Here is a 12,081-nt window from a genome sequence, read left to right as displayed (position 1 = left end):
TGGCGCCGATCCCGGCGCCCGGCATGGTCGTCACCGACGGCGGGAGCGGGTTCGCCAAGGCCGTGCGCGAGACCTGGCCGCGCACCAGGGTCCAGAGGTGCACCTTCCACGCCTTCTCGCAGGTCAAACGCTACACGACGACGCGGCCGAAGCTCCAGGCGGGGCGCGAGCTCTACCTCATCGCGCGCGACCTCATGGGCATCGAGACGCTGCACCAGGCCGAGCTCTGGGTCGAGCGCTACCTCGACTGGTGCGGGTTCTGGGCCGACTTCCTGGAGGACAGGACCGTGGTGGACGGCAGGAGGGCCTGCACCCACGAGAGGCTGAGGCGGGCGCGCTCGTCGCTGTCGTCGCTGGTGTCGGCGGGGACGCCGTTCACCTACCTCGACCCCGCCCTGGCCAAGGCCGGCCCGCTGCCGTCGACCAACAACATGATCGAGGGAGGGGTGAACTCTCAGCTGAGGGCCGTCCTGCGCAACCACCGGGGGCTGACGTCGGTCAAGCGCGTTAAGGCGGTGTTCTGGTGGTGCCACGCTCACTCGGGGGACGCGAGGACGGCGCGCGAGAAGCTCGCCGCGATGCCGACCGACGCGGACATCGACTTCCTGTTCAGCGTCTACTCCGCCTCGCCGTCGCGCGAGGACGGGGGGCCGGAGTGGGGCGACAGGGCCGTGTGGAAGGATCTCCACCACAGGGACCCGTACCCGTTCTGGCTGGATTAATGGATGGAAACAGATGTTCTATCGGGACACACATTTTGTCCTATAAGCCTGGATTGGCGCGCGCCCATAATCGACAACAAAAAAGCCGCCCGAGGGCGGCTATCTTGTGCAATGGAGCCAGCGACCGGGCTCGAACCGGTGACCCCCGCTTTACGAGAGCGGTGCTCTACCAACTGAGCTACGCTGGCGGCCATGTGGTGACGCAACTGAGGCGTCAACGGCTGTCTATGATACGGGACATCGCACATCCGCGCAAGTGTTCTGACGGCTTTTCTCACTTTAAATGCACTAATATTGGAGACGTGATGTCTTGCTCTTACGGGTCTCAAGCAGAATGGGGCAGTGATGATTCAACCCAAGATTCTTCTCACGCGCATCGATGATCGGTTTATTTACGGGCAAGACGTTGAGCTGTGGAATGAGGCGGTTGGTTCCAACCTCGTCCTGATCGTTAACGACGAGATTGCGGCGGATTCGCGCAAGTGGGCGCCTATGAGGGTCGCGGTGCCCGAGGGCGTGTGGACACGGTTTTTCTCGGTGCAAAGGGCCATCGACATCATTCATACCGCAACGCCGCGCCAATTGATTCTGATCATGGTGGCCTCACCCGCCGATGCACTCGCGCTGGTTAAGGGTGGCGTGCCGATCACCAAGATCAGCATTGGCCATATGCAGGCAGGGGAGGGCAAGCACCCCATAACGCCCGCAGTCGCCGTAGACGGCGAAGATGTCGCCACCTTCAAAGAGCTGCAAGAACTCGGCATAGAGCTAGAAATCCGCTATCTCCCCAGTTCCGCCCCCGATCCCATCGACAATCTGTTCAACTGATCCCTTGGGGACGGAGGAAAACGGATCATTTTGCCCTTGCGAGGGACGCGCGCGATGCCGCCTGTCAAAAACTATGCCCATTTACTACGTTTGATCGGTTATCGCCGAGCATGTCGAATTTGAGAAAAACAAAACCGCAGGTAGACGGCTCGCGCATTTAACAAAAACCGGTGCATGGTCGAGCATCCCGGGCTAAACGTAGTAAATGGGCATAGTTTTGATATGTCACTCATACAGTCACAGCGAAAAAGAGCCCAAAAGATGAAAAACGCCCGTCGGCGGTGTGCCGGCGGGCGTTGCTGTGCGATATGTAGCGTTGTGGGCCTAGTGCCTCATAAAGTGGTATTCGATCACATTGCTGTAGGGATGACCGGGGCCCACGATGCCCTGGGGGAACAGCGCATGGTGCGGCGTGTCAGGATACATTTCGGCCTCGAGGGCAAAGCCGGCGCCCCAACCGTAGTTGGCATCGTCTTTGGCGTGTTCGTCGCCCAGCCAGTTGCCGGTGTAGAGCTGCACGCCCGGGGCAGTGGTGTAATAGTCCAGCTCACGGCCGGTCCACATCTCCTCGACGTGCATCGCGCGGCGCAGATTACGGCCGTACTGATAGCCATCGATGCACAGGCAGTGGTCGTAGCCACGGGCCTGCTTAATCTGCGGGTCGTCGGCTTCCATGCCGGGCGCGACGGGGCGCAGCTCACGGAAGTCAAACGGCGTGCCCTCGACCGGAGCGATCTCTCCGGTGGGGATATTCTGCTCGTTGATGGGCAGGTAGTGGGCAGCGTTAGCAACAAAGAAGTGCTCACAGTCCATGCCGGCGTTGTGACCGGCAAGGTTAAAGTACGTGTGGTTGGTCATGGACACGTACGTGGCGCGGTCGCTCTCACAGCCATATTCGATACGGAAGCAGCCGGTGCGCGTCACGGTAAACACGGCCGTAAAGGTGCGGTTGCCGGGAAGGCCCAGCTCACCGTTCTCAAGCGAGGTGGTCATGCGCACGGCATTGTGGACCTCGTCGAGCTCAACGTCCCATACGCGCTTGTGCAGACCATGTTCAAGATCGCTGTGCAGGTTGTTGGTGCCCTCGTTGGCGGGCATATGCCAGTCCGTGCCGGTGATGGTGATCGTGGCACCTGCAGTGCGGTTGGCCACAGGTCCGATGGTCGCGCCAAAGCAGGCGGGGTTGTCAAAGTAATCCTCGAGCCTATCGAAGCCCAGCACCACATCGCGCACGTTGCCGGGGATGTCGGGCACGTCGATGCCCAACACGGTGGCGCCATAGTCCATAATGCGAACGCAGATCTCGGGCCCGTTGAGGGTGTAACGATGAACGGGGGTACCGCACGGCGCGGTGCCGAAAAGCTCGGAAGTGATCATTTGGTTCCTAACATCGAGGTATTTCCGACAAACTGTAGCGCGAACAGGCGAGATTATCACTACACCCCACTAAAGCAGGGGGTATTTTTCTCAAAAAAGTGATGATTGGAGCTGTGCGGGTGTTCATTTCTGACGCGCGCGAGTCTGATACAATTTGTTCGTTATTGTTTGAATTGACGTGAGCGTGGAACAGCGAGGACTCATCGTGATTAAAGCGGAGCGACAGGATAAGGTTCGGCAGCTGCTCGAGGAACAGGGAACGGTCTCGGTCAAGGAGATTTCGGATGCGTTAGGTGTCTCGGATATGACGATCCGCCGTGACCTTGAGGAGCTTGCGAGCCTGGGCGAGATCGAGCGCGTGCACGGCGGAGCCCGCAGTGCGCAGAGCCGTCCACACGCTATGCTGCGCCATGAGTATTCGCACAGCGAAAAGCGCACGAAGCATGCCGAGGAAAAGTTGCAGATTGCGCGCCGTTCTGTGGAGCTTATCGAGGAAGGCTCGACCATCTTTTTGGGCACGGGCACCACGGTTGAGCAGATGGCCTCGATGCTGCCGGCGTTTCGCCTGCGCATTGTGACCAATTCGCTTTCGGTGTTTAACCTGCTCGAGGCGCGCGAAGACTGCGAACTGTGCCTGGTGGGCGGCGTGTACCGCCGCCGCACTGCCGCCTTTGTGGGCCCTACGGCCGAGGACACCTTGCGCGCACTGGGGATCGACGCGGCGTTTATCGGTGCCAACGGCATCTTGGACGGTGACGTATCTACGTCCAACATGGACGAGGGCCGTATCCAGCAGCTCGCCTTTAACAAGGCCGACTCGCGCTATCTGATCGCCGACTCCAGCAAGATCGGCAAGCGCGACTTCTACACCTTCTGCCGCTTGGACAGCCTGGATGCCGTGGTGTGCGAGCCGGGTATTACCGCCGAGGACCGCACTGCCATCGAGGAACACACACAGGTCATTTGCTAGCTAACGCTACGGGATTGCCAGCAGGCGATGCGGGAGGACTTTTGCCTCCTGTCATTGTGGAAACCAGCGCGTCAGCGCTACGCGATATGACGCGCAAATGAGGACTCCACTATCAAATTGTCTCAACCTGTGATATCTAGGCGGCCAAATGCGAGTCAGATGTTACAGATCGAGATTTTTGGCTCGGCCTATTCCGTTTGTCTCGATCTGTAACAGCTAGGACCGAAAAATTCAGCTAGTTGTTACAGATTGAGATTGAGAGGATTGACCTGTGCATTCATCTCAATCTGTAACATCTAGACGTCCAAAACCGGTCTTAGTGTTACAGATTGAGACAATTCGGCGTGGTCTACCTTGTTTGTCTCGATCTGTAACGGTTGGGACTTAAAAACTCGGCTACGTGTTGCAGATCGAGACAAAAGAAAAAGAACATTAGGACTTGAAAATAAAGTTTTGATAAGGGACCCGCCCAGTTAAGACGGTGCGGCAGACAATTGAGATTAGTTTGCCTCCGGAGTCGTAAGCATAATGAGTCAGTTCGATGACCGGAAGTTTTGCAACACCATAATTACTGGCTTCGGAATCGCTAAGCTGACGTGCTCTATAGCTTTCCCTAACAGATTGGATAGACTTGGACAAGTCGTCCATGATTCTGCTAAATGCCTGAAAATCTAACTGGTTATTCGGAACGCGCGACTTTGAAATGAAGAACGTATCAGCGCCTATGAAGCTGCCTTCAAGTTCGTAGGTCAATTCAAGACGCTGAATTTCATCGCGACTTTGACATCCAAATTGTTGGAGCATCATTACGGAAATTGGACGACCTGATGTGAGGTCGCCGAAATGTTTGGTGATGGCATCCGGATCAACGCCATCGCAATGGCTTGCAAAGTCAAAGTCTAAAAGTGAATTGAGCTCGCTAACGCGTTTCGGTGCAACAAACGATCCCTTACCTTGGATTCGATAGATACTTCCACGACGCTCCAGCTCACTCATGGCAAGTCGGACGGTTGTTCTGCTTACGGCGTATTCGTCGCAGAGTTCCATTTCTGTTGGAAGTTTATCGTCTGCTTGATATTCATCGACGATCTGCTTGAGCAGCGCGTCGGTGAGCTGTAAATAGAGTGGCCGTTTTTCGTGTGTATCGAGCATTAGAGCCTCAGTTTGCATGTTGGTTATACCTGATGGTTGCCTCAGTCGGGATGTAACGTGGGCAAGGTAACCTTAACGTATCACAGAGCGGCTCAGCATGACGATCTGATGCCTGTATCCACGAAGGGCTTGTCCGAGCGTGAAGATATTCTGGGGCAGGCAAATACCGTTCATGGAGTCCCCGATATGTTGGAGGTCAGCGCCGGCTGCTTTTGCTGCAAGGCCTATTTTCTTAATGGTCTCGCTGTCGCAGGAGTCTTGACTCGTCCCGTTCGCCGCCATGACGAGAACCTTCTCTTCAATTGACTTGCCTACGTTGTGGGATCGTACAAAGTCTACGATGGCGCGCAGGTCTGCTTCTTGGAAGCAAGGGACGGTGTAGGGGGCTGGCACGAGAAGGATATCGACGCCGAGGTCAACAAACTTGCGCGCAATTTCGAGCGTCATGACAGGTTCCGCAACGCCCGCTCCATGCATTTTTCCGGCTATGACCAGGCCATTGAAATGCTCTTTGGAGAGTTTAATCGAATGGGCGATTGCATCGTTGGAGACGCCGGTTCCAGGGTTGCCCGTCAGGCAGATAAAATCAAATCCGAGTTCGTTAGCCTTTTCTAAGGTCTTGGGAGAGACGCGACGACCCATGGGGATTTCCGTTCGGGATTCAGACATCTCTGCCTCGTTATCAACTGGCTCCAGATTGACGCCAATGGGCCTTCCGCATGCTCGCTTCACCCAAGTGACCGGGTTTTCATTGAGATCATCTGGAATACCGGCAATAACTGGATCGAACACATCGAGCGCGTTAAACAGAAGCAGGTCGGCACCTGCGGCACGTTCGATTTCTGCATTAGTAACGCCGCCGAGAAATTGGGAAGAGGGTACGTTTTCCGCCATGATGGTACGTCCCTCGGAAGCCAGAATTGCCTGTTTTAGATCCATGGGTGACGTGGCGGCAAAATCGGATGCGGACATGTTCAGTAATCGTTTGGGCATTGTTACTTCCTTTGACTAGAACGACAGGCTTGTGACATTGTCTCTAATATTGTTACAACAATATGTTCAATATGTTATATCCAATCGGTGAACGGTTGCAAACTTATTGTACTGCTCGGAAAAAATAGCATTAACTGGGAAAACCTTATATTAATCAACTACCGTTCACCGAATAAGTATTTGAATTCTTGACATATCGACAAAGCGGAAAAAGAATTGGTTATGACAAATCGTGCAAATGATATTACATTTCGCACAAGAACGTATTCACTTACATAAGTGGATACAAACGGGGACGACGACGGTTGAGTCCGGATAAATCGTTGTGTGCCCGGGAATCATGAAAGGATGTGTTATGGACGCTATCGTCAAATTCCTTGAAAAACACCAGCCTCTCTTCGACAAAATCTCGAGGAACATTTATCTGGTGGCGATTAAGGATGGCTTTCTCTTGAATATGCCAATTGTGCTGTTCTCGAGCCTGTTCCTTCTTCTTTCGACGCTCCCTGCCTATGTAGGCATCACGCTTCCGTCTGAGGTGCTGGATTTCTTCAATAAAATCTATGCATATACCATGGGACTTCTTGGCATTATGGTGGCCGGCACCACGGCGAGCTCACTTGCCATGTCGATGAACCGTCGCATGCCTTCGGGTAAATCTCTCAACCCCACCTCGTGCATGGTTTGTGCCATGTGCGGCATGCTCTTGCTATCGGTGACGAACGATGTTGTCTCGATTGGCGGAGCAGATACATCTGTTTTTGAAACCGGCTATATGGGAACTAAGGGTTTTCTCGCTGCGTTCGTAGCCGCATTCTTGACCGTTAATATCTATAAGGTGTGCATTAGCCATAATGTGACGATCAAGCTTCCCAAAGAGGTCCCTGGCTCTATTGCGCAGAGTTTTCGCGATATCTTTGCATTTGGGTTTTCGATCCTTGCGTGCGCTTTTATCGATCTTGCGAGCCGCAAGCTGCTTGCTGTGCCGTTCGCCAATTTGGTATCCGCTCTCATCTCGCCGCTGTTCTCCGCGGTCGACACCTATCCTGGCATGGCGCTTATCGAAGGCGCGGTCGCGCTTTTCCAATTTATGGGTATCCACGGTGCTTCGGTTGTCATGAGTCCGATCAATGCTGCGCTCTACGGCAATACCGTTACCAATCTTGAGGTTTTCCAAGCAGGTGGACACCCGTCAATTGCTCTCACGCAGGACTTTACAAGCTTCATCGGCGGTCTGGGCGGTTCTGGCTGCACGTTCATCGTTCCTATTATCCTGATCATGTTTATGCGCTCCAAGCAGCTTAAAGCCATGGGCAAGGCATCGATTATCCCGGTGATTTTTGGAGTTAACGAGCCCGTTATCTTCGGTATGCCGATTGTTCTCAATCCCTATATGTTCGTGCCCTTCCTAGTGGCTCCTATGGTCAACGCCATTATCGGTAAATTTTTCATTGACGTCATTGGAATGAACGCCCCCATGTATACCATGCCGTGGGCGCTTCCCGGCCCAATTGGTGCGTTCCTCACCACGGGTCTCGATCTGCGTTCTCTCGTATTGATGGCAGTGCTGTTGGTCGTTGACTTTGTGATTTACTATCCGTTCTGCAAGGCGTATGACCATCAGCTTTGTTTGGAAGAGTCTGCAAAGGAGACTGCAGGAACCTCGGATGCAGATGCTATTGCCGCACAGGAAAATGTCGCAAAAGCTCTCGAGGCGGTAAAGGACAAGGCGGAGCAGATCCGCGTGCTTGTGCTTTGCCAGGGTGCCGGCACTTCGACTCTCTTGGCAAATGCTCTTCGCGAAGGTGCCGCTGCTAAGGGTATCGATCTGGTTTCTCAGTCCGGTGCGTACGGAAGCCACTATGAGACGATGGATCAGTACAACGTGATTGTTCTGGCGCCCCAGGCACGCATGTACTATGACGCTATGAAGGCCGATACCGATCGCCTTGGAATTAAACTGCTCACCACAAGGGGCAAGGAGTATATCGACCTTACCAACGATCCCGAAGGTGCAATTGACTGGATCGTTCAGGAGCTGGCCAAATAGTGGATGCACTCCGTCGTTGATTCGTCGGTGTATAGTACGGCCCCGCAGCTTATTGAGCTGCGGGGCCGTATTTCGTTGAGTATCAAGTTGAGACAATGAGCGCAACCGTCGTGAGGTCGCATTGGCGCTCTCCGAGTCACCGACAAGCTGCCTTCCATCTATGTGACAAATTCGCTTTCGGTCTTTAACCTGCTCGAGGCGCGCGAGGGCTGCGACCTGTGCCTCGTGGGCGGTATGTACCGTCGCCGCACTGCCACTTTTGTGGGGCCAACGGCCGAGGACACCTTGCGCGCACTGGGGATCGACGCGGCGTTTATCGGTGCCAACGGCATCTTGGACGGTGACGTATCTACGTCCAACATGGACGAGGGCCGTATCCAGCAGCTCGCCTTTAGCAAGGCCGATGCGCGCTATCTGATTGCCGACTCCAGCAGGATCGGCAGGCGATACTTCTGCCCCCTGCCGGCGCAGGGGTACCGCTTTACAATGACGCGCAAATAACTTTGAGCAACAAGGATGAGGCTATTCTGAGATATGACTAGACTCCGTATTTCGTCTTTATGTCCCTTGAGAATGAATCATAGTCTTCATAGAGTCCCTCTTTGCTTTCATCCTCGGCGTGGTTTACACGTTCAAGGAGCTTATCCTTTGGAGCCTCTTTTGTTATTGCGGCCTCGCCATCGGGTATTGTGGATTGCAAGAATAGTTCTAGAGCATGGACGTCTTTGAGTATGTAGCCCGTCGAACGGCCCGCTCCTGTTTTTTCGATTGCGCTGCAACTAACAAGCTGACCGAGGGTTCGTTTAACGGTTACCTCGCTGATATCGGGGCAGTTGGACCGGATGTCGGATTTCTTAATGACGCCGGGTCTCTGTTGAAATAGAACAGCGATGCGCGCTTGCTTCGACATGGGACGAGTGCTTGATTCAATTAAGGTACGCTGCTCGAGCTGTCGGTAGGCGGCTAGGGTTGTTCCGAGCATGAAACGGATAAAAGGTGCTTCGGTGTTTTGATTTTCATTCCATCCAGTGGAGCTTGCAGCGAGGGCGTTGTAGTAGAGCGCCTTGTTGTCTTCAATAAGTCGTTCGATGCTGATGTAACGCGCAACGTCGTATCCAGTCTTTTCGAGCAGCAGCGTTGTAAGGAGCCGGCTCATCCTGCCATTGCCATCGTTGAAGGGATGAATGCTAACAAAATCGAAGATAAAGCGGAGCGATATAAGGAGGGGATCGCAAACTTGGCGAGATAAAGCATCGTTGAGGGACTGGCAGGCTTCTTTAATAAGTCCCGGGGTTGCTAGAGCCGAAGGGGGCCTAAAGCGCACAAATCGATTACCTTGATCGTCAATGGAGACGATTTCGTTATCGCCATCTTTCCAATGGCCTCCATACGAGATTGCCGTGTGCGCCATGAGGTCACGATGCAACTGCAGAATGACCGATGGCGTTACGGGAATGGAATCGTGTTGCTCGTGAATAAGCGACAGCACATCTCGGTATCCAGCGATTTCTTCCTCTGCGCGGGAGCTTGGCTTGGCGGAATACGCCATGATCGCTTTGAGTCTTTTTTGGGTGGTAACAATTCCTTCAAGTCCGTTGGAGGATCGGGTGCTTTGGATCTTAGCCTCCTCCATTAGGGACGATAGAAGCTCGGGTTTGACTTGACTCAGAGCAAGCTGACGGCCTTTATGCTCGCGTATCGAGAGGAGGAGGTTGGTGATTGGAGTTGCTTCGAGTTCCGCTGGGACTGTGGTGTAATCGAACTGGCGCATGCGGCTCCTTTCGGTATCACGAACATACTTTCGATATCATAATATCATTAAATGATACCGAAAGTATGTTCGTGATACCGAAAACTAGAAACCATGCTTCATAACTGCTTGGAAAGTTTGGATTTGACTATCTTATTGTCTCGATCTGTAACAGTTAGACGGTTAAAAGTGGGCTATGTGTTACAGATTGAGATATTTCTGCTCGGGCGTTCTGTTTGTCTTGATCTGTAACAGCTAGGGCCGAAAATCCCTGCTAGATGTTACAGATTGAGACAAACGGCCAGCTCGGGCCGAGACAAAAACAAAAAGGCCGCATGCGAACCCGTGGAGGGATTCGCATGCGGCCGACAGGGGGTATGCGGCAAAAGTTAGGCCATGAGCAGGCCGGTCTCCGCGACGTTCTTGTACCAGTACGCGCTGGCCTTGGGATAGCGCTTCTGGGTCTCAAAGTCGATGTAGAACAGGCCATAGCGCTTGTTATAGCCGTTGGTCCAGGAGAACTGGTCCTGCAGCGACCACACAAAGTAACCGTCGACGTTTACGCCGCCGTCGATTGCCTTGAGGATCCACGCGAGATGCTGACGCATATAGTCGATGCGAGGGGCGTCGTCGATAAAGCCGTCCTCGAAGTCGTCCTTATAGCCCATGCCGTTTTCGGTGATGTAGATCTTCTTGTAGTTGGGGTAATCGTTCTTAATGCGCAGCAGCAGGTCGTACAGGCCCTCGGGATAGATGATCCAGTCCCAATCGGTGGTGGGTACGCCTTCGCGCACGCATGACTCGCCCACGCCCTTGAGGAACCAGCGCGAGGAGCCCTTGTCGCCGGTGCCATTGTGGTTGATGTCGTTTTCGCCCTCGGCGGCACGCAGGAACTGGCACTTGTAGGTATTGACGCCCAGGCAATCGTTGTAAGGGAGCGCGGCGGTCAACGCGGCGATGTCCTCGTCACGAACGTCGAGCTCGCCGCCGGCGATATGGGCCAGCTTGGTTGCGGCTTCCATGGTGTCGGCTGCATAGTGGCCGCGGAAAGTGGCGTCGAGCACCCAGCGGTTGTTGATGACGTCGGCCATGCGGGCGGCCTCGCAGTCGGCAGCGTTGTTGGGGTCGAGGGGATACTTGGGCTCCAGGTTCTGGACAATGCCGATCTCGCCCTCAAAGCCGCCCTCATGGAAGGCGACGACAGCCTTGGCGTGGGCCACCATCATGTTGTGCATGAGCTGGAAGGCCTTGTCCAGGCGGTACTTCTCGCCGTGCGGCCAGTTGCCGACGATAAAGCTGCCCTCGGCGGTCGCGGGAATCTCATTAAAGGTGAACCAGTGCTTGACCTCGGTGAACTCGGAAAAGCAGAACTTGGCGTACTCGACAAAGGCGTCGATCGTCGTGCGCGTCAGGAAGCCCTCGCCGCCGTTCTGGTAAAAGGCCTCGGGCGTATCGAAGTGATCGAGCGTGACATAGGGGATAACGCCGGAATTGTTGCAGGTGGCAAAGAGCTCGTGATAGAAGGCAACGCCCTCGGGGTTGATCTCGCCAGTGCCGTTGGGGAAGATGCGGCTCCAAGCGATGGAGACGCGGATGCCGTTGATGCCGAAACGCTGGCACAGGTCGATATCGACCGGGTACTTGTTGTAGAAATCGCTTGCAGGATCGGGGGAGAAGCGACCCTGGGCTGCCAGGAAATCGTCCCAGGGCACTTTGCCCTTGCCGTGCGTACGGGTCTCGCCCTCAACCTGGTAAGCAGCGGTGGCGCCGCCAAACACAAAGCCGTCGGGGAACTGCATGGGGTTGGTCATGAGTCATCCTTTCTGTGGGATACGAATAGGGAGAGGTGCCCGAACCGGGAATCCGGGCACCAACAGAGGGAGGAACCTAGTCGAGGTTCTCGCGGAGCCACTTGATGGCGCCAGCGGGGTCGCGGGTAAGGTCGATATATTCCTTACCGCGGGGAGCGAGCAGCTTAATGCCCAGACGATCGGTGTCGGCCTTCATGTCGTTGTAGTAGCTACGAACCTGCGGGGCGAGCACGATGACGTCGTACTGATCCATGATGGCGGTGTGCTGGCCATAGGCGCCTGCGGAGGAAGCGATGTTCTCTCCGGTCTGCGCGGCACCTTCCTTGATGGCGTTGGCAAGCATGGCAGAGGTGCCGGCGCCGGCGCACAGGACGAGGACTTTCAGGCCGTCGACATCCTTCTTAGCGGATGCATCGGCAGCGGGCTCG

The 12,081-nt window shown here is 54.8% G+C and carries 10 protein-coding genes, 1 tRNA gene and 1 pseudogene; 5 read left to right on the top strand and 7 right to left on the bottom strand.

What is annotated here, in order from left to right; all coding sequences use genetic code 11:
• Positions 1-722, top strand: a pseudogene (locus RX395_RS08175) (IS256-like element ISSlgl1 family transposase); the annotation flags it as partial.
• A 112-nt stretch (positions 723-834) separates the two neighbouring features.
• Here RX395_RS08175 and RX395_RS08170 read toward each other — a convergent pair.
• Positions 835-910, bottom strand: a tRNA-Thr gene (locus RX395_RS08170).
• Between the two features lie 157 nt (positions 911-1,067).
• On the opposite strand from RX395_RS08170, the gene RX395_RS08165 reads away from it, so the two are divergent.
• Entirely contained in the window at positions 1,068-1,550 is a 483-nt protein-coding gene (locus RX395_RS08165; protein ID WP_316366788.1) for a PTS system mannose/fructose/N-acetylgalactosamine-transporter subunit IIB, read from the top strand.
• Between the two features lie 324 nt (positions 1,551-1,874).
• On the opposite strand, the gene RX395_RS08160 is transcribed toward RX395_RS08165, so the two are convergent.
• Entirely contained in the window at positions 1,875-2,927 is a 1,053-nt protein-coding gene (locus RX395_RS08160) for an aldose epimerase family protein (RefSeq protein WP_316366786.1), read from the bottom strand.
• A gap of 205 nt (positions 2,928-3,132) precedes the next feature.
• Here RX395_RS08160 and RX395_RS08155 point away from each other — a divergent pair, with 205 nt between their 5' ends.
• The gene (locus RX395_RS08155; RefSeq protein WP_316366784.1) at positions 3,133-3,897 is read left to right on the top strand and encodes a DeoR/GlpR family DNA-binding transcription regulator; all 765 of its coding nucleotides are present in this window, start codon (positions 3,133-3,135) and stop codon (positions 3,895-3,897) included.
• A 432-nt stretch (positions 3,898-4,329) separates the two neighbouring features.
• On the opposite strand, the gene RX395_RS08150 is transcribed toward RX395_RS08155, so the two are convergent.
• Together RX395_RS08150 and RX395_RS08145 are read right to left on the bottom strand one after the other, a co-directional pair.
• Positions 4,330-5,067 carry a GntR family transcriptional regulator gene (locus RX395_RS08150; RefSeq protein ID WP_316366783.1) on the bottom strand — a complete coding sequence of 246 codons (738 nt, stop codon included), beginning with the start codon at positions 5,065-5,067 and terminating at the stop codon, positions 4,330-4,332.
• Between the two features lie 54 nt (positions 5,068-5,121).
• Positions 5,122-6,042 (bottom strand): DUF7916 family protein, encoded by a 921-nt coding sequence (locus RX395_RS08145; protein ID WP_022094155.1) that lies wholly within the window; start codon positions 6,040-6,042, stop codon positions 5,122-5,124.
• 355 nt (positions 6,043-6,397) lie between these two features.
• On the opposite strand from RX395_RS08145, the gene RX395_RS08140 reads away from it, so the two are divergent.
• Both RX395_RS08140 and RX395_RS08135 read left to right on the top strand, forming a co-directional pair.
• A complete protein-coding gene (locus RX395_RS08140) occupies positions 6,398-8,092 on the top strand; it encodes a PTS lactose transporter subunit IIBC (protein WP_316366781.1) in 1,695 nt (564 codons plus the stop codon).
• Between the two features lie 162 nt (positions 8,093-8,254).
• Entirely contained in the window at positions 8,255-8,593 is a 339-nt protein-coding gene (locus RX395_RS08135; protein WP_316366779.1) for a sugar phosphate isomerase family, read from the top strand.
• Positions 8,594-8,630: 37 nt separating this feature from the next.
• Here RX395_RS08135 and RX395_RS08130 read toward each other — a convergent pair whose 3' ends face one another.
• The 3 genes from RX395_RS08130 to RX395_RS08120 all read right to left on the bottom strand — a co-directional run bounded on the left by RX395_RS08130 (position 8,631) and on the right by RX395_RS08120 (position 12,023).
• Entirely contained in the window at positions 8,631-9,863 is a 1,233-nt protein-coding gene (locus tag RX395_RS08130) for a Fic family protein (protein ID WP_316366777.1), read from the bottom strand.
• A gap of 368 nt (positions 9,864-10,231) precedes the next feature.
• Complete coding sequence (gene lacG / locus RX395_RS08125; protein ID WP_316366776.1) at positions 10,232-11,653, bottom strand: 6-phospho-beta-galactosidase; 1,422 nt, start codon at positions 11,651-11,653, stop codon at positions 10,232-10,234.
• Between the two features lie 76 nt (positions 11,654-11,729).
• Positions 11,730-12,023, bottom strand: coding sequence for a PTS sugar transporter subunit IIB (locus RX395_RS08120; protein ID WP_316366791.1), 294 nt, complete (start codon positions 12,021-12,023; stop codon positions 11,730-11,732).
• Between the last annotated feature and the right edge of the window lie 58 nt (positions 12,024-12,081).

Origin of the sequence: Collinsella aerofaciens (assembly GCF_032584215.1) — a bacterium.
In the GTDB taxonomy this organism is placed as follows: domain Bacteria; phylum Actinomycetota; class Coriobacteriia; order Coriobacteriales; family Coriobacteriaceae; genus Collinsella.
This window is presented reverse-complemented; position numbering and strand designations above follow the sequence as displayed.

Excerpts from the sequence above, each read along its gene's own strand:
- RX395_RS08165 (WP_316366788.1), top strand. The coding sequence starts at position 1,068 with ATGATTCAACCCAAGATTCTTCTCACGCGCATCGATGATCGGTTTATT.
- RX395_RS08160 (WP_316366786.1), bottom strand. The coding sequence starts at position 2,927 with ATGATCACTTCCGAGCTTTTCGGCACCGCGCCGTGCGGTACCCCCGTT.
- RX395_RS08150 (WP_316366783.1), bottom strand. The coding sequence starts at position 5,067 with ATGCAAACTGAGGCTCTAATGCTCGATACACACGAAAAACGGCCACTC.
- RX395_RS08145 (WP_022094155.1), bottom strand. The coding sequence starts at position 6,042 with ATGCCCAAACGATTACTGAACATGTCCGCATCCGATTTTGCCGCCACG.
- RX395_RS08140 (WP_316366781.1), top strand. The coding sequence starts at position 6,398 with ATGGACGCTATCGTCAAATTCCTTGAAAAACACCAGCCTCTCTTCGAC.
- RX395_RS08130 (WP_316366777.1), bottom strand. The coding sequence starts at position 9,863 with ATGCGCCAGTTCGATTACACCACAGTCCCAGCGGAACTCGAAGCAACT.
- lacG (WP_316366776.1), bottom strand. The coding sequence starts at position 11,653 with ATGACCAACCCCATGCAGTTCCCCGACGGCTTTGTGTTTGGCGGCGCC.